Genomic DNA, 26,071 nt, shown 5'->3' on the forward strand with positions numbered 1-26,071 from the left:
CCTTAGCTAGTGATTCCGACTACTACGGCTCACAGTGGACTTTCACCACCAAGTTAGCGCCCATGCCGGGCGCACTGGGGTACGACTTCAGCCAAAGTGCGGTCTGAAGTCTCAATAGTGAACTCCGCATAGACCACGGATTTCACTATTGCCCTGTGTTGTAAGAACGGCAGACCACCGTTCAACAACACTGCCACTGCTGGTTCAAATTGCTTTCCTCCTCCGCTTTTTTTTGCATGTTCTATATTGAATGAACATAAAAAGTTCGTACAAAATCTAAGTACGTTAGTAATTAAAAAGATGTTGGAATATCTATGAATGTGAAGTGGACAAATAATCATTTAAGATATTGTATATTTAGTTAATTCCAGAATGTACATTAGCCGGAGATTGCAAGAATTTTACCTGCCGTGAGGTGGCGAAAGCCACGGACGAACTTTAAGATTTGCGAAGCAAAGCTTAAAGTCGAGGTGAGAGACCTTGGCTCGAACCGGTCCCACGGAAGGTAAAATTCTTGCAATCGGAGGCGGAAACAGAAAGTATAATCAATACAACAGAATACTAATCCTTGGCACAATGGCAAACATCGAGAAAGAATTGTTGCCAATGTGTATATCTAAGTCTAATATGATCACGACTTAGAAATTGGAGGGTTATTAAATGACAGAAACAAATGGATATTTTCAAAATGATAACGAAAAAATGATTGATGTTCTAAACCTACCGAGTTTGGAAGCTAGAGCTGAAAAAATCATCCCTAAGGGTGGTTTCGGATATATTGCTGGTGGTTCAGAGGACAATTGGACGTTAAAGGCAAATACTGAAGCATTCAATCATGTCCAGATTATCCCACATGTTTTGAGTGATATTGAGGATCCACAAACAAATACAAGCTTTTTTGGCATTAATGTTAAGACACCCATTATGATGACTGCGACCGCAGCACAAGGGTTGGCACATGCTAAGGGTGAAATTGACACGGCAAAGGGTATTGCCAAAGCTGGAACTTTGATGGAGCAAAGTACTTATTCATCAACTTCAATTGCTGACACAATGGCAGCTGGAAATGGTGCTCCTCAATTCTTCCAGCTTTATATGAGTAAAGATTGGACTTTCAACGAAAGTTTGCTAAAAGAAGCCAAAAAGGCTGGTGCTAAAGCTATTGTTTTAACTGCTGATGCCACTGTTGATGGTTATCGTGAGTCAGATATCATTAATGACTTCCAATTCCCAATTCCAATGGCTAACTTAACTAAATTCAGCGAAGGCGATGGAGAAGGTAAAGGTATCGGTGAGATTTATGCTGCTGCTGCTCAAAAGATCAGTCCGGCTGACGTTCAACGAATTAAGGATATTGCTGGATTACCCGTTATTGTTAAGGGTGTTCAAAGTCCAGAGGATGCTCTACTTGCAATTGGTGCTGGTGCGGATGGTATCCAAGTGTCGAATCACGGTGGCCGTCAATTAAACGGTGGACCAGCATCATTTGATGTTTTGACTGATGTTGCCAAAGCTGTTAATCACAGAGTTCCAATTATCTTTGATAGTGGTGTTCGTCGCGGATCACACGTGTTCAAAGCATTGGCTAGTGGTGCTGATATGGTTGCCATGGGAAGACCAGTTATATATGGATTAGCTCTTGGTGGTGCTGATGGTGTATATTCTGTTGTTGAGCATCTTAACGATGAATTGAAGACGATCATGCAATTAGCTGGTACTAAGACTATTGAAGACGTAAAACATGCCAAATTATTGAAAACCAATTAATTTATAAAGTTAATCAAAAATAGTGCTGGGACTTAAGAAGTCAAAGCACTGTTTTTGTATAGTTTAATTTATTTGAATTATGTGTTTAAACATGCAACAATCTCCATAAATCAAGTTAGAGGTGATTGCGATGTTTAAATCAGTAATCTTCCAAATAATTGGTAAGAGTATCTTTATTCCTAACTATTATTTACCTTGTTTGTTATTGAGCATTCTAATAGGATTCATATTATATGAGTATTTGAATTGGAAGAAGAAACGTAGTTAAATACGCTTGGTTTTGACCCAACTATTGTTCTTCTCAGATAAACGTATAATGGAAATCATTAAACTTCCAAAGAAAACAACGTACATATAGGAAACAAGAGCAATAGCTTTGATTCTTTTAAAAATATTTGAACTATCATTCAAGAAGTCGGTGTGGTAAATTACCACACCTTTTTTTTCAGTTCGTTTTAATTCTTCAATGTAGAGTTCTGTAAATAGCGCTCCAAACAATAATCCTAGAACAGATAAGAAGAATAGGGCAATTGCAGTTCTGATCAAGTCACTTGATCCAATCATAAAGAACTTGCATGTATAAAAAATTATTGCAAAGTCGGACAGTATATTGAGTATTGGCATAATACAGAACAAAATTACGTCCATTTTTTGTAAATTTGACATGATATTTGATGTTAGAACCTTTTTCAAGTATACCCAACAGTTGAATCCACCTTGTGACCAGCGAGCACGTTGAATAACTAATTTTTTCAAACTTGTGAGTGCTTCTTGATCCACATAGGCATTACCGATGTATTTTATTTTTAATCCTTTTAATTTCATTCTTAATGTTAGTTCATAATCTTCTAACAAAGCGTCACCCCATGGATGATCTCCAAGGCGCTCAAAGACTGATGAAGCCCTGAAGAATTGTCCATTTCCGCATAAGGCAGCGGCGTCTATGTAACTTCTGAATAGTTGTGTTAAATGATTGATTACAAAGAATTCAATATCCTGAAATGTTTGTAGTATTGTCTTTGGTGATTTCATTTTTACACGAAGTTGCGCTGCGGCTACACTTTTATCAACAAATGCGGCGTTTAATTCATCACCAGAATTGTAGCTTAGAACACCATCGGCATCCATCACACCGATAATTGTTTTAGTAGCATCGAGATTTTTTTCTTCCATTAACTGTTTGATAAGCGGTATGGCAGAATTAAGAGCACTTCCTTTGCCGGTTCTGGCATTTGGCTTGGTACGTTTTAGAATTGAGATCGGACCAGATATGTTTTCAGCAACCGCAACCGTGTTGTCATCTGAATCGTCATCAATAACGATAATGTGCTTTGAAATATTTAGATCGATCAATTGATTCAAGGTATTTCCAATTACCTTTTCTTCGTTGAGGCAAGGTATCAATACTATGTAGAAAAAGCCTTCATTCTTATGATTGTTGTTATTAGTAGTATGTTTGTCGTTAAAAAAGGTAAAAATCATTAAAAAGCATTGTGTCATGAATAAAAATAAAGCAATGATATAAAATACCATATTATCACCCCTTTGGTGCCTCATTTTGACGTGGTCAAGAATGATTATCAAGTATTTATGATGTACAAAGGGTATGCAGGCTGTGGCATTCAATCATTAAGATTAAATTTCAAAAAAATATTAAATTAAAAATTATTCCTGACTACTATTACACTTTTAACTTAAAATAATGAATTTAATATATAAAGTATTGATTCATTGTTTATATAATCACAAAGTAGTATTATTTAAAATGTTTCATAATAGTAGAAGGGGTGAATGAAATGGTTAAATTTTTACGTGAAAGCAAATATGCTTCAATTGTTCTAGCAATTATCAGAATTTATTTCGGTTTTGAGTGGGCAATAGCCGGCTGGGGTAAAATCACAGGTGGTTTCTCAGCTCAAGGAATGTTGATGGGCGTTATTAAGAACCCTGTTAAGGGTCCAGAGGGTAACGTTTTATATCCTTGGTTCAATAGCATGGTTCAACATGTTATCTTACCTAACAACGGTGTGATCAGCTTTATTGTACCTTGGGGTGAGTTCCTAGTTGGATTAGGTTTGATTTTTGGTTGTTTAACGACCGCTGCCACATTTTTTGGTTTGATGATGAACTTCTCATATCTTTTAGCTGGTGCTATATCAGTTAATCCAGAATACATTTTCTTTGAAATGTTCATTATCTTTGCTGGTTTCAACGCTGGTAAAATTGGTTTGGATTACTGGGTAATTCCTTGGATCAGAACACATATCTTCAAGCAAAAAACCAAATATGATTTCTAAATATATAAAGATTTCAACATTGTTATCACATTGTTGAGGTCTTTTTAATTTCTCGATATATAATGAACATTTATTAATCAATTGGTATAATAATACTTGGTAACAAATTTGTTATTTGGGGAGTGTCTGATATGGCAACATTAATGGATGTAGCCAAGCGTGCTAATGTTTCAAAAATGACTGTTTCTCGTGTTATTAATCATCCAGACAAAGTTACAGATGAATTAAAGCAATTGGTATATCAGGCAATGAAAGAGCTGGATTATCAACCAAATTTGATTGCAAAGGCGTTAGTGAACAATTCTACAAGGATCATCAAGTTATGTATTCTGGAAGATATTGATACTACAGAACCATATTTTATGAACCTGATGGTTGGTGTAGCGAAGACACTAGATCTTCATCAATATTCACTTCAATTGGTTACACGTCGTAATTTTGGTATAGGTAATTGTGATGGGTATATCATCACTGGTATGCGCAAGGGTGACTTGGAATGGGTCCAGAAATTAGATAAACCAGTAATAATGTTCGGTGAGAATCGTTACGGGTTAGATTTCGTTGATACTAATAACAAAGCAGGAACTTATCGTATGGCAAGACTTGCTTTGGAAAAAGGTTATGAACATTTAGTTTATATAGGTATAGATAGTAAGGAATCGTTTGAATATTCTCGAGAGGCTGGTTATATTCAACAAGTTCAAGAGAATCAAATGATTCCAGAATTACATAGATTCGGCAATCATAGTCATTTATCAGAAGAATTCATTCGCTCACATTGGGATGAAATTCAACAAAATACTGCCTTCATCTGTGCATCCGATCGCCTTGCAATGGGTGTTGAACGTGCAATATCTAGATGTGGCGGCAAAGTACCAGACGATTATGGAGTCACTGGCTTTGACGGTGTATTCCTTAATCAAGTAGCATCACCCAAAATCACTACAGTCAAACAGTCAATTATTGAAATGGGCAGCGCCTGTGGAGAGAACTTGTTAGATAAGATCAAAACAAATGCTTCTCCTGGAAATTTGATTTTTGAGCCAAAAATAAGTCTTGGTGGTACATTGCGAGACTAGAAATCTGTTATCGGTAACATGGAAAGAGACCTTGTATATGCAAGGTCTCTTTTTCTATACTGGGCTTAAGCATATTTTGAAAACGCTTACCGGAACAATCCGGGCGTCTTTTTAAAATAGGGGAGGAAATTACTATGAAATGGTATGATAATGCGATTATTTACCAAATATATCCCAAAAGTTTTCAAGACACTAACGATGACGGAATTGGAGACCTACAGGGGATAATTAAGCGATTAGATTACATCAAGAATCTTGGTGTCAACACAATTTGGCTTAATCCAATTTTTGTTTCACCACAAATCGATAATGGATATGATGTATCAAATTATTTTGCAATTGATCCAAGTATTGGAACGACAGATGATTTTGAGCAATTGATCAAGGAAGCTCACGAACGTGATTTACACGTAATCCTAGATCTACCTATTAATCACACGTCTGATCAGCATCCATGGTTTAAGGATGCCCTCAGCAATCCTAATAGTATCTTTAAGGACTATTACATCTGGCAAAAAGGTGTCAATGGTCATGAACCTAATAACTGGGGTTCATTCTTCGGTGGAAGTGTTTGGACAAAGGTTAGTCCAGAAAGTAATAATTATTACTTCCATCTATTTGATAAGAAGATGCCTGATTTGAACTGGAAGAATGTTGAGGTTCAACGTTCGATGGCGGATATTGCTAAGTTCTGGGTCGATAAAGGTGTTGATGGATTCAGATTGGACGCCTTCATACATATGGCTAAGGCCAATTTGAAGCAAATGTCATTGAAGAGTGGTAAGTATCCAACAGATGATACATTCTATGCCAAACTACCAGAAGTTAAACAATATCTCAGTGGTTTCGTAAGTGAAGTTAAGGAACAAAATCCTGATACATTCTTGTTTGGTGAAGCTTCATCAGCTGATTCACATCAAGCCGCAGAGTATACAAGACCTGAAGAAGACGAGTGCGATGTAATTGTTTCTTCTAACAATTATGGTGAAGTTTACGATGATGATTCAAAGGTCAAAGGATTCTTCCAACCACGTAAGTTCTCACTGGATCACTTCAAGGAGACATTTGTTGATTGGGAGAGCGTTCTTGCCAACATTAGTTATCCTGCATTAACTTGGGGTAATCACGATGTCAGTCGCTTCGTTGATAGGTTGAATCTACCTACTGATGATCCGAAATTACAGAAGTCTTTGGCTATGATGATGTTCTTGCAACGTGGAATTCCTATCATATATTATGGTGAAGAAATTGGGCAGCATGGATTGAAGTATCAAAGTGTTGATGATTTCGATGATCAGCGTGCAGTCGAGTTGATCGATAACTTACGTGCGCAGAAATTCGATGATGACGATATTTTGGCACTGTTAAACGAAGAAGATGAAATGACTGCTCGTGGACCATTCCAATGGGATGACTCAGAGTTTGGCGGCTTCTCCAATGTCCAGCCTTGGAATTGGGCTAAGCAGCTTCCTGCAAGTGCCAAAGCGGAAGTATCAGATGACAACAGTATGCTTAGTTTCTATCAAAAATTGTTGAGATTGAAGTCAACATCGCTATTTAGTCAAGGTGACTACTGTTTGTTGGCAACTAATAAGGATATTTTGGCTTACGAACGTACTATTAATGATAGTTACGGAATCGTTGTTATCAATTATTCAGATAAACCGATTGATTATGTTCTGCCAACTAACAAGAATCTAAAAGTGGCACTTGCTAATCAAAAGGTCGATGTAACAGGTCAAGTCGTGCACTTGGAGCCATGGGGCTGTTGTGCACTAGTAAAAGAGGAGGAAGAAATCAATGGCTGATGATACCAGCATTAAATTAAGATCTAAGCAGTTGTACTGTATTTTTGTCCGTAATCATACTGAGGAAGGTACACTTCGTGCAGTTGTTCCCGACTTGGATCGTATCAAGTCGTTAGGAACTGATTATATTTGGTTATTACCAATCAATCCAATTGGTGAAGTAGATCGAAAGGGAACCTTGGGTTCTCCGTATTCTATCAAGGATTATCGTGCAATTGATCCCGCACTTGGTACATGGGATGACTTTGAATATTTGGCAGATGAGATCCACAAACGTGGTATGAAGCTCATGATCGATATTGTTTATAACCATACTTCACGTGATTCTGTTCTATTGAAGGAGCATCCAGAATGGTTCTTGCGTGATGATTCAGGCAAACTATTCCCTAAGAACCCCGATTGGACAGATGTCGCTGAACTAGATTACGGCAACATTGATCTCTGGAAGTATCAAATTGAGACACTTGAACAATATGCTAAGGTAGTTGACGGATTCCGTTGTGATGTTGCACCACAAGTTCCTATCAAGTTCTGGGAGCAAGCACGTGAGAGCGTCAATAAGGTTAAAGCCAATGTTCTCTGGTTAGCTGAAACAACTGGTGGAGACTACATCAAAGTTCAACGTGACAAGGGATTCTGGATGTCTACAGATAGTGAGAGCTACCAGGCTTTCGACTACGCTTATGATTATGATATTAATCAAACATGGCATGACTATATTGACGGTAAGATTGAACTAGACGAATATGTTAAGGCTTTAAATAATCAAGAACTTATATATCCTGCAAACTATATTAAGATGCGTGCCTTAGAGAACCACGATAATGATCGTGCTCATGATTTGTTCCCTAATGAGAATGATTTGATCAACTGGACAGCATTCTCTGAATTCCAGAAAGGATCAACTCTGGTATATGCTGGTCAAGAGTATGGTATGTCACACAAACCTGATTTATTCGAATCAGACAAGTTGAATTGGGACAAGCATGAAGTTGAATTAAGTGACCTAATTGTTCGTATGCATGAGTTGAGTCAAGCGCAAATTCAATATGCTGGTGCATATGAAGTAACAGCTGAGTCGAATGATATCGTCAAAGTGGACTTTAAGTTAGTAAACAAACAACGAGTAGGTATCTTCACACTTAAAGGTAATTGTGGACATGTTAGAGTCGCATTACCTGATGGAGAATACAGTAATCTCGTGGATGGTAAACCAGTTACTGTACGTCATGGTATCGTTGAGATCAACTATGGCCCAGTAATTATTGAAGGTAATGTTTAGTAAACAAAGCCAAATTTATATTGAGTTACAAATCTTGTTATCGGTAACATCCTGAAAGCGATTGCAAAGGTACGAAAATCGTTTAATATAAAAAGTGTAATCGATATGCATTATGAGTTACGAAAGTTATAGGAGGGAAAAGAAATGAAGAAGAAGAATTGGAAAAAGTTACTTCTTGGAAGCTTGATCGTCAGCATGTCACTTATGACATTAGCTGGTTGTGGCAGCAAGAGTAGCAGCAGCAGTGATAGCAAGCCTGTCGCTGGTGGTACAGAAATGAAGGGTGATATCAAGGTTTGGATCGATACAGAGCATGTCGCTGCTATCAAGAGCCAAGTCAAGAAGTTCGAGAAGTCTAATCCAAAGATTCACGTAACTGTTAAATCTGGTTCATCAGCCGATGCTATGAAGGATGTTTCAAAGGATCCTGAAAAAGCTGCCGATGTCTTCATGATGCCACATGATCAAATTGGTCAAATGGCAGAAGCCGGATTGCTATATCCAGTAGGTAAGAAGAACACAACAACTATTAAGGATAATGATATTCAATCAGCTGTTGATGGTGTTACATATAAGGGCAAGGTTTACGGATTCCCTTATGGTGTTGAATCACAAGTTCTTTATTACAATAAGTCAAAGCTTTCAGCAGAGGATGTTAAGAGCTGGGACACAATGACTTCTAAAGGTAAATTAGGTACAAACTTCGGTGATGCCGGTGCCAACTATATCTTTGCTCCATTATTCCTAAGTAACGGAGATCAAATTTATGGTTCAAACGGTGAAGATCTAAAGGGTACAAACATCAACAATGAACAAGGTGTTCAAGTTCTACAATGGATTGCTTCACAAAAGCAAAACAAAGGTGTTGTACAAACAAGTGATGCTGCACTATCAAACTTACAATCAGGTAAGATTGATGCATTCCTTTCAGGTCCATGGTCAAAGAACGATGTTAAGAAAGCTCTTGGCAAGAACATGGCAGTTGCCGCATATCCAACAGTTAACTTCGGTAATGGTGATACACAAATGAAGGCATTCTTGGGTGTTAAAGTTTATGGTGTTAACCAACAAACTAAATCACCAGTTGCTTCATTAGCACTTGCTAAATACTTAAGTAACGAAGCTACACAAAAGGTTGAATTTGAAAAGAACGGTGTTGTACCAACAAACAAGAAGGCACAAGCACTATCAGAAGTACAAAAAGATCAAACTGCTAAGTCAGTTCTAGAAATGTCAGATGCTAACCATACAGTTGTTATGCCTAAGTTACCAGAAATCATTTCATTCTGGCCTCCAATGGACTCATTGATCAATGATACATACAAGGGCAAGATCAAGTCTTCACAATATCAAGACAAGTTGAACAAATTTGTTAAAGATACTTCAAAGAAATCTAAATAATTAAGAGCGGTAGAAACTATGTTGGTTTTTAAAACTCATTCACGAGTAGTGAAAGCTGATTAGATTCTTAGCTTTCTTAGGATAACAGATGTGGTACTAGGCCTGAGTACTTGGTGCCACATTTGTTATCTGTGGGAGGTGCAGGAATCTTCCTTTCACCAAGTTATATTCAGAAATTATTCAGTTTGATTCACACAGAGGGATTCAAATGAAAGTAAGGGTGCGATTATATGTTTAAAAAAAGGTACGGAGAACAACATATAACATACAGAGAATTGTTTAAAAAAGGCGACATTGGCATGAAACTGTCATTCATCATCATGGGTGCTGCCAACTTTGCCAATAAACAAATCCTCAAAGGTTGTATCTTCTTAGCAGTCGAAATAGGCTTCTTCGCATGGTTTATCCAAAATGGTATTCATGCTCTAGCAATGTTACAAACTTTAGGAACAAAGAAACAAGGATTGCATTATGATACTAACTTAGGTATCGATGTTCTACAAAAGGGTGACAACTCAATGTTGCTTCTCCTTTTCGGAATTGCCGCAATTCTACTATGTATCGTGATGATTTCAATGTATATCATCAACTTGAGGAGTGCACGTCACATATATGAAACAAAGGCTGCCGGAGAACCTGTAGCAACACTTAAGCAGGACTTGAGTAGCTTAGTCAATGAACGTTTCCATATTACATTGATGACTGTTCCATTGTTAGGTGTATTATTCTTCACGATTTTGCCATTGCTATACATGATCTCAATTGCTTTTACAAATTACGATCACGTTCACTTACCACCCAAGAACTTGTTTACATGGGTAGGTTTCAGTAACTTCGGTAATGTTATTACTGGTGATATGGCTTCAACATTCTTCCCAGTTCTAAGCTGGACATTGATTTGGGCTGTATTCGCAACAATCACATGTTTCTTCTTCGGAGTTATCCTAGCTCTACTTATTAATACAAAAGGTATCAAGTTAAAGAAAATGTGGAGAACAATCTTCGTTATCACAATTGCTGTTCCACAATTCGTTTCATTACTTGTTATGCATAACTTATTGAATGATGCTGGTCCTATCAACGCTATGTTGAAGAACTGGGGCGTTATCTCAACGTCAATTCCATTCTTATCAGATCCAACATTAGCTAAGTTCTCAATTATCATGGTTAATATGTGGATCGGTATTCCAACAACAATGTTGATCTCAACAGGTATTATTCAAAACTTGGATCAAGAACAAATTGAAGCCGCCGAGATGGATGGTGCCAATAAGTTCCAAATCTTCAAGTCGATCACATTCCCACAGATTCTATTCGTTATGATGCCATCATTGATCCAACAGTTTATCGGAAACATCAATAACTTCAATGTTATCTTCCTATTAACTGGTGGTGGACCATCAAACTCAAATTACTACGGTGCCGGTTCAACCGATTTGCTTGTTACATGGTTGTACAACTTGACCGTTAATACAATGGATTATAACTTAGCTTCAGTTATTGGTATTTTGATCTTTATCTTATCAGCGGTGTTCAGTCTTTGGGCATACACTCATACGAATTCTTACAAGGAGGGTTAGATTATGGAAGCGAAAACTACAAATTACAGAGCAAAAAAAAGAAATACTCGTTTCTTGGTATATGCCATCCTAATAATTATGTCTATTATCTGGCTATTCCCAATCGTCTGGATTGTTTTAACAAGTTTTAGAGCTGAAGGTGGAGCCTTTGTTCCATACATCATGCCTAAGAGCTTTACATTATCGAACTATACAAAACTATTATCAGATTCAACAGGGAACTTCCCATTTGTTCGTTGGTTCATTAACACATTTGTTGTAGCAACATTCAGTTGCTTGTTGTCAACATTCATTACAATCGCTATGGCTTACTCATTATCAAGATTACGTTTCAAGATGAGAAGACCATTCTTGAAGATTGCTTTGGTATTGAACATGTTCCCTGGATTCATGAGTATGATCGCCGTTTACTACATCTTGAAGGCTTTGGATCTAACACAAAGCTTAGTAGCTTTGGTTCTTATCTATTCAGCTGGTGCAGCACTTGGTTTCTACGTTGCCAAAGGATTCTTTGATACTATTCCAATGGCACTTGATGAATCAGCCATGATCGATGGTGCCAACAAGTGGCAGATCTTTACTAAGATCACATTGCCACTATCAAAACCTATCATTGTTTATACAGCCTTGATGGCATTCATGGGACCATGGATGGACTTCATCTTCGCTAAGATCATCATGGGTGATGATGTTAAGGATTACACGGTTGCGATTGGATTGTATTCAATGATGACCAAGACAACCGCTAACTCACTATTTATGTCATTTACAGCCGGGTGTGTGCTTATCGCTATTCCTATTACATTGCTATTCATTTACATGCAAAAGTACTATGTAGAGGGTATCACTTCTGGTTCAGTTAAATAGTTAGACAGGATTTATCAGCAACTCGAATTTATAAATAAATTTAGGGCCTGCATAAAATTAACTCACTACATTTTGTATTGAATTTCTTTGATGCAAGGCCCTTTTTCTTATTAATATTACAAAAAGGTGGAAATTTTTAATGAATACAGCAGCAATTTATCATCGTCCCGATAGTGAATACGCATTTTTATATAAGAAAGACTTGATGCACTTACGCATCAGAACAGCTAGAGGAGATGCAATCGCCGTCAATCTTCTTCATGGTGATACATATTCTATGGACAAAGAAAAATGGAATGAAAAACCTGTTCCAATGAAATTAACTCTCTCAACCAATTTGTTTGATTATTGGGAGCTTGAAACAAAAGAACCATTCAATCGTATGTCATATGCCTTCCAAGTGGTTGGTCGTGATGGTACTGAGATCCTTTACGGTGACCAAGGTGCATTCCCATATAATGATAAGTCAGTACACAAGGGAAATAATTACTTCAGAATGCCTTACTTCCATGAAATAGATCGTTTCAAAGCTCCTGATTGGGTTAAGAAAACTGTCTGGTATCAAATATTCCCTGAAAGATTCGCCAATGGTGATAAGTCAAATGACCCAGAAGGTACATTGCCATGGGGTTCAAAAGATCCTGCCAGACAAGACTTCTTTGGAGGAGATCTACAAGGGGTTATCGACCATCTTGATCATTTAGTTGATCTAGGTATCAATGGTGTCTACTTCTGTCCAATCTTTAAGGCACATTCAAACCACAAATACGATACGATCGACTATATGGAAATAGATCCAAGCTTCGGTGATAAGAAGCTATTCAAGAAGTTAGTTGAAGAGTGTCACAAGCGTGGAATCAAAGTAATGCTTGATGCTGTCTTCAATCATATGGGTGACAATTCTCCTCAATGGCAAGATGTTGTTAAGAATGGCAAGAATTCTAAATATGCCGACTGGTTCCATATCAACAAATTCCCAGTATCATATGAAGAAGGCAAAGACTTTGAAGATGCCCATGATATTACCTATGATGTCTTTGCAACAACACCTCATATGCCTAAGATAAATACCGCTAATCCAGAAGCTAAGAAGTATCTATTAGACATTGCTAAGTACTGGATCGAAGAATTCGATATCGATGCTTGGAGACTAGATGTTGCTAACGAAATCGACCATGAATTCTGGAAGGACTTCCGTCGTACTTGTGATGCAGCTAAAAAAGATTTCTATATTCTTGGTGAAGTATGGCACTCATCACAAAGCTGGCTAAATGGTGACGAATTCAGTGCCGTTATGAATTATGCTTATACAGATTTAATCAAGGACTTCTTTATCAAGAAAGAAATGTCCATTCCTAAGGTTGTTTCAGAAATCAATAACCAACTGATGTTATATCGCAAACAAACTAACCAAATTCAATTCAATGTGCTGGACTCACATGATACAGCTCGTTTATTGACTGTTGCTGGTGATGACAAGGATCTTGAAAAACAAGTACTAGGATTCACATATCTTCAACCTGGTGTTCCATGTGTTTATTATGGTGATGAATATGGAATGACCGGTACGGATGATCCTGATTGCCGTAAATGTATGGTTTGGGATGAAAAAGATCAAGACCACAAGATGTATGACTTCTTCAAGGACTTGATTTCATTCCGTAAGACTAATCATCAAGTTATGTCAGAAGGATCAATGGATTGGGATGTTTCTCAAGACGACAAAGGACTTTTGACTTTGACACGTGAATTGAATGGTAAAACAATTACTGGTATTTTCAATACTGGAAATAAAGCACAAGTAGTGCTAGTTGATGGCGAATTATTATTGAGTAATCTGGCCGAAAACTTTGGTGATAATTTCACTCTTCAACCAAAAGGATTCGTAATCTTGAACTAATAACTAAGTGTTAATTTTTTGGAGGATTTAAAATGGAAAACAAGCATTGGTGGCAACAAGTTGTCGTATATCAGGTTTATCCACGAAGTTTCAAAGATTCAAATGGTGATGGTATTGGTGATCTAAAGGGTATTACTAGTAAATTGGATTATTTGAAAAAACTAGGGATCGGTGCCATTTGGCTTTCACCAGTTTATAAATCGCCTAATGACGATAATGGGTATGATATTGCTGATTATCGTGGCATTATGGATGAATTCGGAACTATGGAAGATATGGATAACTTAATTGCCGAGGCGAAGAAACGTAATATTAGAATTGTTATGGATCTTGTCGTTAACCATACTTCAGATGAGAATAAATGGTTTGTTGAAGCCAAAAAGGGTAAAGATAATCCATATCGTGATTACTATGTTTGGGCAGATCCGGCTGCTGATGGTGGTGCCCCTAATGACCTGCAATCGACTTTTTCGGGTACTGCATGGCAATATGATCCGGCAAGCAATCAATATTACTTGCATCTGTTCAGTAAAAAGATGCCTGATTTGAATTGGCAGAATCCGAAGGTTCGTCATGAGGTTTATGACATGATGAATTACTGGATCGACAAAGGAATCGGCGGATTTAGAATGGACGTTATTGATTTGATTGGGAAAGTTCCTAATAAAAAGATCACTGGTAATGGGCCACGCTTGCATGAATACCTTCAGGAAATGAACAAGAATACCTTTCATGGTAAGGATCTGCTTACAGTAGGTGAGACTTGGGGCGCGACTCCTGAAATTGCCAAACTGTATTCTGATCCTAGGCGTAATGAACTAGGAATGGTCTTCCAATTTGAACATGTTGGGTTGGATGAGCAGCCTGGCAAATCCAAGTGGGATCTGAAGCCATTTGATGTCGAGGATTTGAAGCGTATCTTTGCTAAATGGCAAAATGAATTGGACAATGACGGTTGGAATTCATTATTCTGGAATAATCACGACTTGCCTAGAATTGTTTCTCGTTGGGGAAATGATAAGGAATATCGTGTTCAAAGTGCTAAAATGTTGGCAATTCTATTACATATGCTTAAAGGAACACCTTATATCTTCCAAGGTGAAGAGATTGGTATGACTAATAGAACGGTCAAAGATATTTCAGAAGTATCTGACATTGAAAGTCGCAATATGTACAAGGAACGTTTAGCTGAAGGCTACGATCCAAAGGACCTGATCCATTCAATTAATGTCAAAGGTCGTGATAACGCTAGAACTCCAATGCAATGGGATGAGTCTGTTAATGGCGGTTTTTCAAGTGGAACACCATGGATTCCAGTGAATCCAAATTACAAACAGATCAATGTTCAAGATGCACTCGTAGATAATAATTCTATTTTCTATACTTATCAGAAGTTGATTCAGCTTAGAAAAGATAATCCTATTATTGTTTGGGGAGACTTCGAATTATTGAAGACCGATAAGGAAGTCTTCGCATATGAGCGTCATTATCAAGGCGAATCATGGCTGATAGTTAATAATTTCTCTAATAATGAGCATGTGTTACATTTACCAGATATCAAACCTGGTGAAATGATTATTCAAAATTATGATGCTGAGATCAAGTCATTAGATAACTTGACTTTGAAACCTTGGCAGTCATTTGTTGTTAAGGTGGTGGGTTAAATGTCACAACCCTGGTGGAAAAATGCTATTGGGTATCAGGTATATCCACGTAGCTTTAAAGATTCAAATGGTGATGGAATCGGTGATATTCAAGGTATTATTGAAAAGTTACCTTACTTAAAAAAACTAGGTATTGATTTTATTTGGTTAAATCCAATCTATAAGTCACCGAATGTTGATAATGGTTACGATATTTCTGATTACGAAGGTATTCAACCAGAATTCGGAACTATGGCTGACTTCGAAGAATTGCTGAAGCAAGCGCATGTTAACGGTATCAAGATAATTCTTGATTTGGTTGTTAACCACACTAGTGATCAGCATCCATGGTTTATTGAGAGTAAAAAGTCCAAGGATAATCCGTACCGAGATTATTACATGTGGGCTGACGCAATGCCGGATAAGATGCCCAATAACTGGACTAGTTTCTCTGGTAATTCTACTTGGACCTATGACCCGACAACGCAACAAGCATATTTCCATGTCTTTGCTCCACAACAGCCTGATTTGAATTGGCGTAATCCTAAGATGCGTGAAGAAATTTACGAAATGATTCGTTGGTGGTTGGAACTTGGAATCGACGGATTCAGAATGGATGCCATCAGTCACATTCAAAAGGAACCTTGGGATTATGATCCTAAGGACGATCCGTGGTCAGCCTTTATGAATGTCAAAGGTATTGATGATTATATGGCTGAAATGCGCGATATTTTCAATCAATACAATATTATGACAGTTGGGGAAGCCAGTGGTGTCACTAGTAAGCAGGCTCCTAATTGGACTGACCCTAATAAAAAAGGCTACGTTAATATGATCTTTGAGTTGGAACACAATGTTCGCAAAGGTAATCCTGGTGAAGAACGTATTGATGTCTTAGGGATGAAAAAGGTCCTTTCGCGTTGGCAAAAGGATCAGGAGAACAGTGGTTGGAATGCTTTGTACTATGAAAATCACGATAATCCTCGTATTAATACAATACTTGGTAATGAGACTGTTAAGTCAGCAACTGCCATTGCTATGTCTTATTTCTTTCTTAAAGGAACGCCGTTTATTTATCAAGGCCAAGAGTTGGGAATGACTAATTATCCGTTCACCTCAATTGATCAAGTGGATGACGATGAATCTAGATGGAGATATAACCAATTACTTGAAAAAGGTGAGAAACCACAACAAGCATTGAACGAAATAACTCATTGGACTAGAGATCATTCACGGACACCTATGCAATGGGATTCCGATGCTAAGGCCGGGTTCACTACAGGAACACCATGGATGGAAGTCAATCCGAATACTTCTACGGTTAATGTGGCTACAGAAGAATCTGATAATCATTCGGTATTGAAGTTTTATCGAGAGATGATTGCAATACGCAAAGCGGAACCAACTTTCATTGAAGGCAGTTATGATTTGATATTGCCTGATGATAAGAATGTCTTTGCATATACAAGAACAAATAAGGATAAACAATTTGTTATCATCACTAATCTGAGTGATACGGCACAAACAATCAATCTGCCAGATGAATTAGTTACTGAAAACTGGCAACTGAGATTATCAAATACTTCAATTACTAAGCTTACTAGCGAACTTGAACTAGCGCCATTTGATGGGGTTATGTTTGAACGTTCGATATAAAGTTATATTCGTTAGTTTAGCTACCCGTCTCCAGGACTTGAAATAATCACCTGCTATGCAGACCGACCCAAGCCTGAGGTACGGTCTTGGATCTCGATTTGTAGACTTACGAAGTTTGTAAGTCTACAAACTCGTCTGGTGCTGTAATGGCTAAAGCCATAACACCACTGTCATAGCTGGAGATTATTTTAAGTCCTTCCGACTATTCGGTATTGATTAGCGATTTAACTGATGGATGTGATTTAGAGTTTTGAAAATTGCACAGCAACCATGGTTAATTTGAGTTTTTAGTTAATATATATAAAGGAGTTGTACCTCAGTCTGGCATTTCTACAGCCAAACGAGGTACAACTCCCTTTTTTATATGAAAAACAAAACTAGTCGTAAGGGCTGATAATATTTGTTCGCTATGAAAGTTGCGTTAGAGCTTGCTCTCACGCAACCGGTCGAGTTCAGAGCCTTACCGATTTTTGGTAAGGCCCTGAACCGAGACACGAGACCGAATTTAAGGCTCGGATCGGTCCGCATAGTGAGCAAGTATTATCAGACCTGGAGACGACAAACTTAACGTATAAATAAAATTACTAAACATTTAGACCAGTTATGAAAGTTGTTATCGGTAACATGATGAAAGCGATTGCAACGGGTGATGATTTGCATAATAATAAAAAGCGTAGTAAGAAACTAATACTTAAAAATTATTTAGCAATAATCGTTTTGGGGTTGGGGGAACTAAATTAATATTAGCTGCCAATTAATTATTTTGTTCGATTATTAGGCCGTTGAATTTGACCTTGAGCTGAAAAATAAAAGGAGTACTTAAAATGTCAATTATAAATTTGGAACATATTTCTAAACGTTATCCTGGAAACAAAGATTACTCAGTTACTGATTTCAACTTGGATATTAAAGATGGAGAATTCATCGTTTTCGTTGGCCCATCTGGATGTGGTAAATCAACTACACTTCGTATGATTGCCGGACTTGAGGATATTACTGAGGGTGACTTCAAAATTGATGGCAAGGTCATGAATGATGTTGCACCTAGAGATCGTGATATCGCCATGGTTTTCCAGAACTATGCTTTGTATCCACATATGTCAGTTTACGATAACATGGCATTTGGATTGAATATTCGTAAGCATGATAAGGAAGATACTAAGAAACGTGTTGATAATGCTGCAAAGATTCTTGGATTGACTGACTTTTTGGCACGTAAGCCAAGTGCTCTTTCAGGTGGTCAAAGACAGCGTGTTGCCTTAGGACGTGCCATTGTTCGTGACGCTAACTTGTTCTTGCTTGATGAACCATTATCAAACTTGGATGCTAAGTTGAGAGTTCAAATGCGTACAGAAATCGCTCAATTGCACCAAAGACTAGGACGTAACTTCATTTATGTTACCCATGATCAAGTTGAAGCTATGACTATGGCCGACAGAATCGTTATCATGAACGATGGTAAGATTCAACAAGTTGGTACACCTAAGGAATTATATAATCAACCAGCTAACAAGTTCGTTGCTGGATTCATCGGATCACCAGCTACAAACTTCTTCGATGTTACTTTGGAAGGAGACAGAATTGTAGATGGCAACGATCTATCTCTAGTAGTTCCAGAAGGTCACTTAAAGGCCTTGAAAGCTAAGGGATATGATGGTAAGAAATTAACATTTGGTATTCGTCCAGAAGATATTCACGCTGAACAAATTGCGCTACAAACATTCGCAGACGATAAAATTACAGCTAGAGTTAAGGTTTCAGAATTACTTGGTGCTGAATCAATGCTTTATTCACAAGTTGGAAATTCAGAGTTTATTGCCAAAGTTAATTCACGTGATCACCATGAGCCAGGTACAGATATCGAAATGGCACTTGAAATGACAAAGGCTCACTACTTCGATAATGAGACAGGCGAAACAATTATTTAATTAAAGTATGTGTTCATAGGAGGAACATTTTAAATGAAGAGGATATTTGAAGTTGACCCATGGAATGTTGTTACACATGAGTTAGACAAAACTAATAAACGCCTTCAAGAAAGCATGACAAGCATTGGTAATGGTTACATGGGGATGCGTGGCAATTTTGAAGAAGATTATTCAGGAGATAGCCTACCAGGTTCATATTTAGCTGGTGTTTGGTACCCAGACAAGACTCGTGTTGGCTGGTGGAAGAATGGTTATCCTAAGTATTTTGGTAAAGTTATCAATGCAGTCAACTTCATTAAAATCAATTTCTTGATCAATGGTGAGAAACTTGATTTGTACAAGGATGAAATTTCTGACTTCAAACTTGATTTGAATATGAAAGATGCAGTTTTAACTAGATCATTTGTTGTAACTAAAGGTGATGCGAAAGTAGAATTTACTTTTGAAAGATTCTTGAGTGTTGCTCAAAAAGAATTATCAGTTCAAAAGGTAAGTTTCAAGAACTTGTCTGATAAAAACGTCGACGTAAAAGCTATTTCATCACTTGACTCAAATGTTAAAAATGAAGATGCGAACTACGATGAGCACTTCTGGGAAGTATTGAATATTGACGAAGATAGCATTGTTGCTGAAACAAAGCCAAATAACTTCGGTACACCAAGATTCACTTCTGGTATGGAAATGAATCACGTCACAGTCATGGAAAGTGTCGATAAAGAAGTCGTTGATGGTAAGGAAACAAGTGAAACATTTGCTATTTCACTTGAACCAGACGAAACAGCAATTCTTGAAAAGCGTGTTATCGTTGTAACATCAAGAGACTACGATACGGTTCAAGAATTATCTGATGCAATGCACAGTTTATCAAAAGAAGTTTCTTCACAATCATATGATGAATTATTAACTGCTCATGAAAATATTTGGGCAGAACGTTGGAATCAATCAGATGTTAAAATTGATGGTGATCCAGAATCTCAACAAGGTATGCGCTTCAATCTATTCGGATTATTCACAACATATTATGGTGAAGATGCTCGCTTGAATATCGGTCCAAAAGGATTCACTGGTGAAAAATACGGTGGGGCTACTTATTGGGATACGGAAGCATTCTGTGTACCTGTATATTTGGGAATTACTAAGCCAGAAGTTACACGTAACTTATTGATGTACAGATACAAACAACTTGATGGTGCTTATATCAATGCTCAACAACAAGGACTAAAAGGTGCCTTATATCCAATGGTTACATTCAATGGTATTGAATGCCATAACGAATGGGAAATCACCTTTGAAGAAATTCACCGTAATGGTGATATTGCCTTTGCCATCTATAACTACACAAGATACACAGGTGATAAGTCATTTGTTCTTAATGAAGGTAGCAAGATGCTTACAGAAATCAGTCGTTTCTGGGCTGACCGTGTTCACTTCAGTAAGCGCAATGATCAATATATGATTCATGGTGTAACTGGACCAGATGAATATGAGAATAACGTTGATAATAACTGGGATACTAACTTATTAGCTCAATGGACATTGAAGTACACACTTGAGATCCTTTCAGAAGTAACCGATGAACAAGCTAAGAAGTTAAATGTTACTGCAAAAGAACGTGCTAAGTGGCAAGATATTGTAGACAAAATGTACTTACCATATGACAAAGATCTTAACATCTTTGTACAGCATGATGGATTCTTGGACAAGGATCTCGAACCAGTTAGTGCAATCCCTGCAGATCAATTACCAATCAATCAACATTGGTCATGGGACAAGATCCTACGCTCACCATACATTAAGCAAGGTGATGTTCTACAAGGAATCTATGATTTCATCGATGACTTCACAGAAGAAGAGAAGAAATCAAACTTTGACTTCTATGAACCAATGACAGTTCACGAGTCAAGTCTTTCACCTGCAATTCACGCTGTATTGGCTGCGGATCTTCACTACGATGAAAAAGCAGTTGAATTATATGAGAGAACAGCTAGACTGGACTTAGATAACTATAATAATGATACCGCTGACGGTTTGCATATTACTTCAATGACTGGTGGCTGGATCGCTATGGTTCAAGGTTTCGCTGGAATGAGGGTGCATGCTGACGGAACACTTAGCTATAAGCCATTCTTGCCAAAGAAATGGGACAGTTATTCATTTAGACAAGTCTTCAGAGGCCGAGTTATCGAAGTAAGTGTTGATAGAAATGGTTCAGATATCAAATTAATCTCAGGTGATCCACTTGAAATTAAAGTTGACGATAAGCCTGTTGCACTGAAATAGATACAAACTAAAATTAATTGAGGGCTGGGACTGTATTAGTCTCGGCTCTTTTATTTAAGACAGTAGTAAGCGCTTAAATTTTCATTAAATATATGACAAGCGCTTCCATTAATTATTTTAAAAGGAGAGTATTATATTATGGTTAATTTTGAACAGATCAAAGGTTTCGTATTCGATTTAGACGGTGTTATCGCTGATACATCGGTATATCATTCAAAAGCATGGCGTCAATTAGCTGAAGAACTTGGAGTAACATGGACAGATGAATTGGCTAACAATCTTAAAGGTGTTAGCCGTATGGATTCATTGAATCTAATTTTGAAAGCCGGCGGCAAAGAAAACGCTTATACTGAAGATGAGAAAGAAAAGTATGCAGCAGAAAAGAACACTAACTATCTAAACCTGTTAAAGGGGATGGATGCTAGTGCAATTCTACCTGGTATTGCTGATTTCATGAAGGATCTAGAAGAACATGATTACAAACTTTCACTTGCTTCTGCATCAAAGAATTCACCTTTGGTATTGGAGCAATTGGGATTAGCCAAATACTTTGAGAATCGTGTTGATCCAGCTACTTTGAAACATGGTAAACCAGATCCAGAGATTTTTGCTCGTGGTGCTGAAATTCTCGGATTGAAACCAGAAGAATGTATCGGTATTGAAGATGCAACAGCCGGAATCAAATCTATCAATGGTGCAGGGGAAACATCAATTGGTATTGGTGATCCAGAACTATTACATGAAGCTGACATCAACTTTACAGATACATCAAAATTAACATTAGAAAATATCAAGCAAGCCTTGGGATAATTTGGAGCGTGAGGATATGTCAGTAACAGAGAAAAAAGTAGGACAAGTTAATGGAGAGGACGCATATCAATATGTTATTGAGAACAAGAACAAAACTCGTATAACATTGTTGACTTATGCAGCTGCTTGGCAGAACTTTGAGGTATTGGAGAATGGCGAGTATCATTCTTTGATAGAACATTTAGATACATTAGATGATTATGTAAAAGAAACTTATAATATTGGTAAGAACGTTGGTCGTGTGGCTGGACGTATTGGTGGTGCCAGTTTCATGTTGAACGGTAAGAAAGTTCAAATGACACCAAATGAGCAAACACATCTTTTACATGGTGGTAACAATGGTATTCAAACTAAGAATTACAAGGGCACTATTGATGAGAAGAATAATGCCGTATGTATGTCGTTGATCATTAAATCAGCTGATGATGATTTTCCTGGGAATATTGATCTTATGATTACTTACTCATTGAATGATGATGATGAAGTAACAATCAAATATGATGCAGTAAGTGATGAAGATACCATTTTCAATCCAACTTGCCACGTATACTTCAACGTTACTGATTCTGAATCTGTTGATTCACAAGAAGTTCAAATCAACGCTGACCAAATCTTGGATGTTGATGATGAAAAAGTACCAACTGGGAAGATGTTAGAAGTTAATGGTGCTTATGATTTCAGAGAGCCTGAAGGATTGGGTGAAGCACTTAAGACTTTGAACAATCAAAATGGCAAAGTAGAATTTGATGATATTTATGTAACAAACGGTGGTAAGGCCGCAACTATTCAAGCCGACGGTAGAGCAGTTGATTTGTATTCAGACCTTAATGCCTTGGTTATTTTTACAGCTGATCCAGTACATGCTGATAAAGAAGAGCAACATGAATACAGCAGTTTGGCAATGGAGCTTCAAACCTTGCCAGATGCCATTAATCATAGTGACTTTGGTAATATTATCTTGAGAAAGAATCAAAAGACAACATTCATTAACAAATATCACTATAGAAAGTTGTAGGCTTGTGTATGAAAATTGAACACGTAGGACTATTTGTAAAAGATTTAGAGAAAACTGTTAAATTCTATGAAACATATTTTGAAGCAGAATCTTCAGAAAAATATCATAATCCAGTTTCAACTTTTTCATCAAGATTTCTAACATTTCCTGATGGAGCCAGATTGGAAGTATGCACAAGAGAAGACTTGAATCTAAAGAAGCTAGACGGATTTCCATTAGGATATATGCACCTTGCAATGTCACTTGGTTCTAAAGATGCTGTTGATGCGTTGTCGGCTCGTATTGAAGCTGATGGTTATCGTCATCTGAGTGGTCCTAGAACTACTGGTGATGGTTATTACGAGAGTGTTGTTTGTGATCCTGAGGGTAATCAGATTGAGTTGACGGTTTGAGTTTCCGTCTCCAGAATTGATAATATTTGTTGAATAAAAAGAGAGCCATATTTTACTTGAATTGGAATATCCAAGTGAGATATGACTCCTTTGTTTTATAAATGGAAGAGAATGCCTTGCTGATTGAGAGTACTTTTAATTTACACGAACCAAATTAGTAGAGTTTTGAATCAAACTATTATTGATGTTGACCAACACACTGGTTGCATCAAGATTGCTTACTATTCCATTATGAATTTGTTCCCCAAGCAATTTTTCAAATAATAGTGTATTGATAGGATTATCTGAACTTACTTTAGTTTTCCTGATTCCAGTATTGTAGAGATCAATTGAACTTGAAAGGAATGGAAATTGTTCGTAAATTTCGCGTTCGAAGAACAGATCAGTCGCAGGAACATCTCCACCCATTAATGCAATTTCATGTTGGATTTGATATTGGTATAGCCATTGCAAGAATAAAATTGCAGCGTCTGTATGAGTGGAATTCTTATTGATGCCAATTACTCCACCACCCAGTGCCGGAATGTTTCCCGGAATAGGTGCAATGCCATAACTTACCTGGTCGATGTTATTTAAGTGATTGGTGAATCCGACTACTAACGCTGTTTGCCTGTTATTGAAGGCATCAGTTTCGGAATCCCACCATGATTTGGATTCGATTTTACTTTGAGTTCTCAATGATTGGTACATATTGTAAGTTTTGATGAATACATCAGAATTGAAGCTAAAGATTCCAGTATTATATTTTATTTTTCCGCCAAGTGAATAGTAATATGGTAAGAACTCTGATGCAATTAAGGTACTTGTGCTGTCGATCAGAGAAATTGGGTAATAATTGTCTTTCTCGGGTAAGTCTAATTCATCCATGAATTCGGCAAAATTAATCAACTCTTGATATGTTGATGGAGGCAACAGCTCTTTACCGAATTTTTCTGCAAATTGCTTTTGCAAGATAGCATTGTTAAAGATACCTTTTTGGTACAGCATCATCTGAACACTTGGATCCAGTGGAATTGAGTATGGGATTTTATTGATATAAATATATTTTTTCCAGTTGCTCATTTTTGAAATTATTGGATCAAGTTCGGTAAATTGGTCTAGTGGTTGGAATATTTGTCTTCCATACCAATTGAAATCACTTATATCTAACCGGATAAGGTCATACTTTTCTAAATTATTATCAGCTAGTATTTCTCGCATTGTATCGAAGTCTTTAGTAAAAATATTAATTTTGACTTGATATTTATTAGTGAAGTCTGCCAGTAGTCCGCTTAGTATTTTTGAAAATGGTGTTTCAAGCATGAGCAAATTTAATTCAGATTTTGAGTCTTGAGTGGGGAACAGTTCATAATCGATTTGGTAAATATTTATTGTGTTAGATTCTTCTTGGCCAAGCAACTTAACGAATTCCAAAGCAATTTTATTTGCTGAATAATGGAAGATTGTTTTATTTTGATTATCTTGGAATGAAACGATGTTTCGTGAAGTCAATAGAATTATCTTGGTTGTGGTATTGTGCGAAGTTTCTAGCATAGTTTCAATTCGGTTAGCCAATTTATCATTGAAGACAATGATAAATTCATTGTTTACAGATTCTAGTTCCTGATAAATGGTACGCATGTTATTTGAAATACACTTTAAGTTTTCGAAATATTTATAAAAGCCAAATGATAATTCATCTTTAACGACGACAGTTTTTCTGCCGTCTATTTTTTTTGTTATTTGTGAGAGATCAATTTTTAATGTTTGAGATTGAGGTGCTAGGACTATCAAATTACTGGGATCGTCGATCCAAGACTTTAAGTCCTTTATAGAAGCAATTGGATTAATTACGAATATTCCACGACAGTTTTGTTGATTGATCTGTCTGTAACACTCACGTTCCTCTTGTACATTTGAATTAGTTTCATATAATTTCAAAGTTAAGTTTTTAAGAATCAATTCATGGTAGACATTCGAATATAATGCGCTAGTTTGCTCATTTAATCGAGGCATCACTAGTGCAATAATTGTTGAATCTTTTTGACGAATGGATAGGGCATTTGTATTGCGAACGTAGTTAAGTTGTTTAGCCGTTTCTTCAACTTTTCTAATTGTTTCAATTCTGACATTACCTTTTTTATTCAAAACATTTGAAACAGTTCCGATGCTGACCTGAGCTTTTTTTGCAATATCACTGATAGTAGCGTTACTCATATTGACCTCCCGAAAGGTTAGTGTGATAGGCTTATCGAAATCTTTACACAATCTTTACAATAAAGTTGTTGAAGACTGCGAGAATTTCCATATAATGATTATATCATCAAAAATTGAAACGTTTCAATTTTTGATGAAAAAATATTGAATCATTATAAGGGAGAACAGAC

The 26,071-nt window shown here is 37.0% G+C and carries 19 protein-coding genes; 17 read left to right on the plus strand and 2 right to left on the minus strand.

Annotated elements, in window-relative coordinates; translation table 11 throughout:
* The first annotated feature begins 660 nt into the window (after positions 1 to 660).
* Positions 661 to 1,767 (plus strand): lactate oxidase, encoded by a 1,107-nt coding sequence (locus EKM66_RS07355; RefSeq protein ID WP_125763154.1) that lies wholly within the window; start codon positions 661 to 663, stop codon positions 1,765 to 1,767.
* A 130-nt stretch (positions 1,768 to 1,897) separates the two neighbouring features.
* On the plus strand, positions 1,898 to 2,035 hold the full coding sequence (locus tag EKM66_RS12565) for a hypothetical protein (RefSeq protein ID WP_164505083.1): 138 nt from the start codon (positions 1,898 to 1,900) through the stop codon (positions 2,033 to 2,035).
* Here the strand turns inward: EKM66_RS12565 and EKM66_RS07360 are convergent.
* A complete protein-coding gene (locus EKM66_RS07360) occupies positions 2,032 to 3,300 on the minus strand; it encodes a glycosyltransferase family 2 protein (RefSeq protein WP_164505084.1) in 1,269 nt (422 codons plus the stop codon). The genes EKM66_RS12565 and EKM66_RS07360 overlap by 4 nt on opposite strands.
* 263 nt (positions 3,301 to 3,563) lie before the next feature.
* Here EKM66_RS07360 and EKM66_RS07365 point away from each other — a divergent pair, with 263 nt between their 5' ends.
* The 15 genes from EKM66_RS07365 to EKM66_RS07435 all read left to right on the plus strand — a co-directional run bounded on the left by EKM66_RS07365 (position 3,564) and on the right by EKM66_RS07435 (position 23,705).
* A complete protein-coding gene (locus tag EKM66_RS07365) occupies positions 3,564 to 4,064 on the plus strand; it encodes a DoxX family protein (protein WP_125763158.1) in 501 nt (166 codons plus the stop codon).
* 131 nt (positions 4,065 to 4,195) lie between these two features.
* Positions 4,196 to 5,143: a LacI family DNA-binding transcriptional regulator gene (locus EKM66_RS07370; RefSeq protein WP_125763160.1), complete on the plus strand. Its 948-nt coding sequence runs from the start codon at positions 4,196 to 4,198 to the stop codon at positions 5,141 to 5,143.
* A gap of 134 nt (positions 5,144 to 5,277) precedes the next feature.
* Positions 5,278 to 6,951 (plus strand): glycoside hydrolase family 13 protein, encoded by a 1,674-nt coding sequence (locus EKM66_RS07375; RefSeq protein ID WP_125763162.1) that lies wholly within the window; start codon positions 5,278 to 5,280, stop codon positions 6,949 to 6,951.
* Positions 6,944 to 8,233: an alpha-amylase family glycosyl hydrolase gene (locus EKM66_RS07380; RefSeq protein ID WP_125763164.1), complete on the plus strand. Its 1,290-nt coding sequence runs from the start codon at positions 6,944 to 6,946 to the stop codon at positions 8,231 to 8,233. Before EKM66_RS07375 ends, EKM66_RS07380 begins: the two co-directional genes overlap by 8 nt.
* Before the next feature lie 144 nt (positions 8,234 to 8,377).
* Positions 8,378 to 9,634, plus strand: a complete 1,257-nt coding sequence (locus EKM66_RS07385) for an extracellular solute-binding protein (protein ID WP_125763166.1) — start codon at positions 8,378 to 8,380, stop codon at positions 9,632 to 9,634.
* Between the two features lie 230 nt (positions 9,635 to 9,864).
* Positions 9,865 to 11,214 carry a carbohydrate ABC transporter permease gene (locus EKM66_RS07390; RefSeq protein ID WP_125763168.1) on the plus strand — a complete coding sequence of 450 codons (1,350 nt, stop codon included), beginning with the start codon at positions 9,865 to 9,867 and terminating at the stop codon, positions 11,212 to 11,214.
* A gap of 3 nt (positions 11,215 to 11,217) precedes the next feature.
* On the plus strand, positions 11,218 to 12,081 hold the full coding sequence (locus EKM66_RS07395) for a sugar ABC transporter permease (RefSeq protein WP_125763170.1): 864 nt from the start codon (positions 11,218 to 11,220) through the stop codon (positions 12,079 to 12,081).
* A 139-nt stretch (positions 12,082 to 12,220) separates the two neighbouring features.
* Positions 12,221 to 13,981, plus strand: coding sequence for a glycoside hydrolase family 13 protein (locus tag EKM66_RS07400; RefSeq protein ID WP_125763172.1), 1,761 nt, complete (start codon positions 12,221 to 12,223; stop codon positions 13,979 to 13,981).
* A 32-nt stretch (positions 13,982 to 14,013) separates the two neighbouring features.
* Positions 14,014 to 15,645 carry a glycoside hydrolase family 13 protein gene (locus EKM66_RS07405; RefSeq protein WP_125763174.1) on the plus strand — a complete coding sequence of 544 codons (1,632 nt, stop codon included), beginning with the start codon at positions 14,014 to 14,016 and terminating at the stop codon, positions 15,643 to 15,645.
* Complete coding sequence (locus EKM66_RS07410) at positions 15,646 to 17,280, plus strand: alpha-amylase family glycosyl hydrolase (RefSeq protein ID WP_125763177.1); 1,635 nt, start codon at positions 15,646 to 15,648, stop codon at positions 17,278 to 17,280. It abuts the gene before it with no gap.
* 824 nt (positions 17,281 to 18,104) lie between these two features.
* Positions 18,105 to 19,208 (plus strand): ABC transporter ATP-binding protein, encoded by a 1,104-nt coding sequence (locus EKM66_RS07415; RefSeq protein ID WP_125763179.1) that lies wholly within the window; start codon positions 18,105 to 18,107, stop codon positions 19,206 to 19,208.
* A 33-nt stretch (positions 19,209 to 19,241) separates the two neighbouring features.
* Positions 19,242 to 21,488, plus strand: a complete 2,247-nt coding sequence (locus EKM66_RS07420; RefSeq protein WP_125763181.1) for a glycoside hydrolase family 65 protein — start codon at positions 19,242 to 19,244, stop codon at positions 21,486 to 21,488.
* Between the two features lie 138 nt (positions 21,489 to 21,626).
* The gene (gene pgmB / locus EKM66_RS07425; RefSeq protein ID WP_125763183.1) at positions 21,627 to 22,298 is read left to right on the plus strand and encodes a beta-phosphoglucomutase; all 672 of its coding nucleotides are present in this window, start codon (positions 21,627 to 21,629) and stop codon (positions 22,296 to 22,298) included.
* A 16-nt stretch (positions 22,299 to 22,314) separates the two neighbouring features.
* On the plus strand, positions 22,315 to 23,313 hold the full coding sequence (locus tag EKM66_RS07430) for an aldose epimerase family protein (protein WP_125763185.1): 999 nt from the start codon (positions 22,315 to 22,317) through the stop codon (positions 23,311 to 23,313).
* Positions 23,314 to 23,321: 8 nt separating this feature from the next.
* On the plus strand, positions 23,322 to 23,705 hold the full coding sequence (locus EKM66_RS07435; protein WP_125763187.1) for a VOC family protein: 384 nt from the start codon (positions 23,322 to 23,324) through the stop codon (positions 23,703 to 23,705).
* 135 nt (positions 23,706 to 23,840) lie between these two features.
* Here EKM66_RS07435 and EKM66_RS07440 read toward each other — a convergent pair whose 3' ends face one another.
* Positions 23,841 to 25,901 carry an extracellular solute-binding protein gene (locus tag EKM66_RS07440; protein WP_125763189.1) on the minus strand — a complete coding sequence of 687 codons (2,061 nt, stop codon included), beginning with the start codon at positions 25,899 to 25,901 and terminating at the stop codon, positions 23,841 to 23,843.
* Positions 25,902 to 26,071 lie beyond the last annotated feature (170 nt).

The organism is Companilactobacillus hulinensis (assembly GCF_003946555.1).
Taxonomy (GTDB): Bacteria; Bacillota; Bacilli; order Lactobacillales; family Lactobacillaceae; genus Companilactobacillus; species Companilactobacillus hulinensis.

What these genes read in the sequence shown, in the direction of transcription:
- EKM66_RS07355 (WP_125763154.1), top strand. Translation starts at nt 661, where the DNA reads ATGACAGAAACAAATGGATATTTTCAAAATGATAACGAAAAAATGATT.
- EKM66_RS12565 (WP_164505083.1), top strand. Translation starts at nt 1,898, where the DNA reads ATGTTTAAATCAGTAATCTTCCAAATAATTGGTAAGAGTATCTTTATT.
- EKM66_RS07360 (WP_164505084.1), bottom strand. Translation starts at nt 3,300, where the DNA reads ATGGTATTTTATATCATTGCTTTATTTTTATTCATGACACAATGCTTT.
- EKM66_RS07365 (WP_125763158.1), top strand. Translation starts at nt 3,564, where the DNA reads ATGGTTAAATTTTTACGTGAAAGCAAATATGCTTCAATTGTTCTAGCA.
- EKM66_RS07370 (WP_125763160.1), top strand. Translation starts at nt 4,196, where the DNA reads ATGGCAACATTAATGGATGTAGCCAAGCGTGCTAATGTTTCAAAAATG.
- EKM66_RS07375 (WP_125763162.1), top strand. Translation starts at nt 5,278, where the DNA reads ATGAAATGGTATGATAATGCGATTATTTACCAAATATATCCCAAAAGT.
- EKM66_RS07380 (WP_125763164.1), top strand. Translation starts at nt 6,944, where the DNA reads ATGGCTGATGATACCAGCATTAAATTAAGATCTAAGCAGTTGTACTGT.
- EKM66_RS07385 (WP_125763166.1), top strand. Translation starts at nt 8,378, where the DNA reads ATGAAGAAGAAGAATTGGAAAAAGTTACTTCTTGGAAGCTTGATCGTC.
- EKM66_RS07390 (WP_125763168.1), top strand. Translation starts at nt 9,865, where the DNA reads ATGTTTAAAAAAAGGTACGGAGAACAACATATAACATACAGAGAATTG.
- EKM66_RS07395 (WP_125763170.1), top strand. Translation starts at nt 11,218, where the DNA reads ATGGAAGCGAAAACTACAAATTACAGAGCAAAAAAAAGAAATACTCGT.
- EKM66_RS07400 (WP_125763172.1), top strand. Translation starts at nt 12,221, where the DNA reads ATGAATACAGCAGCAATTTATCATCGTCCCGATAGTGAATACGCATTT.
- EKM66_RS07405 (WP_125763174.1), top strand. Translation starts at nt 14,014, where the DNA reads ATGGAAAACAAGCATTGGTGGCAACAAGTTGTCGTATATCAGGTTTAT.
- EKM66_RS07410 (WP_125763177.1), top strand. Translation starts at nt 15,646, where the DNA reads ATGTCACAACCCTGGTGGAAAAATGCTATTGGGTATCAGGTATATCCA.
- EKM66_RS07415 (WP_125763179.1), top strand. Translation starts at nt 18,105, where the DNA reads ATGTCAATTATAAATTTGGAACATATTTCTAAACGTTATCCTGGAAAC.
- EKM66_RS07420 (WP_125763181.1), top strand. Translation starts at nt 19,242, where the DNA reads ATGAAGAGGATATTTGAAGTTGACCCATGGAATGTTGTTACACATGAG.
- pgmB (WP_125763183.1), top strand. Translation starts at nt 21,627, where the DNA reads ATGGTTAATTTTGAACAGATCAAAGGTTTCGTATTCGATTTAGACGGT.
- EKM66_RS07430 (WP_125763185.1), top strand. Translation starts at nt 22,315, where the DNA reads ATGTCAGTAACAGAGAAAAAAGTAGGACAAGTTAATGGAGAGGACGCA.
- EKM66_RS07435 (WP_125763187.1), top strand. Translation starts at nt 23,322, where the DNA reads ATGAAAATTGAACACGTAGGACTATTTGTAAAAGATTTAGAGAAAACT.
- EKM66_RS07440 (WP_125763189.1), bottom strand. Translation starts at nt 25,901, where the DNA reads ATGAGTAACGCTACTATCAGTGATATTGCAAAAAAAGCTCAGGTCAGC.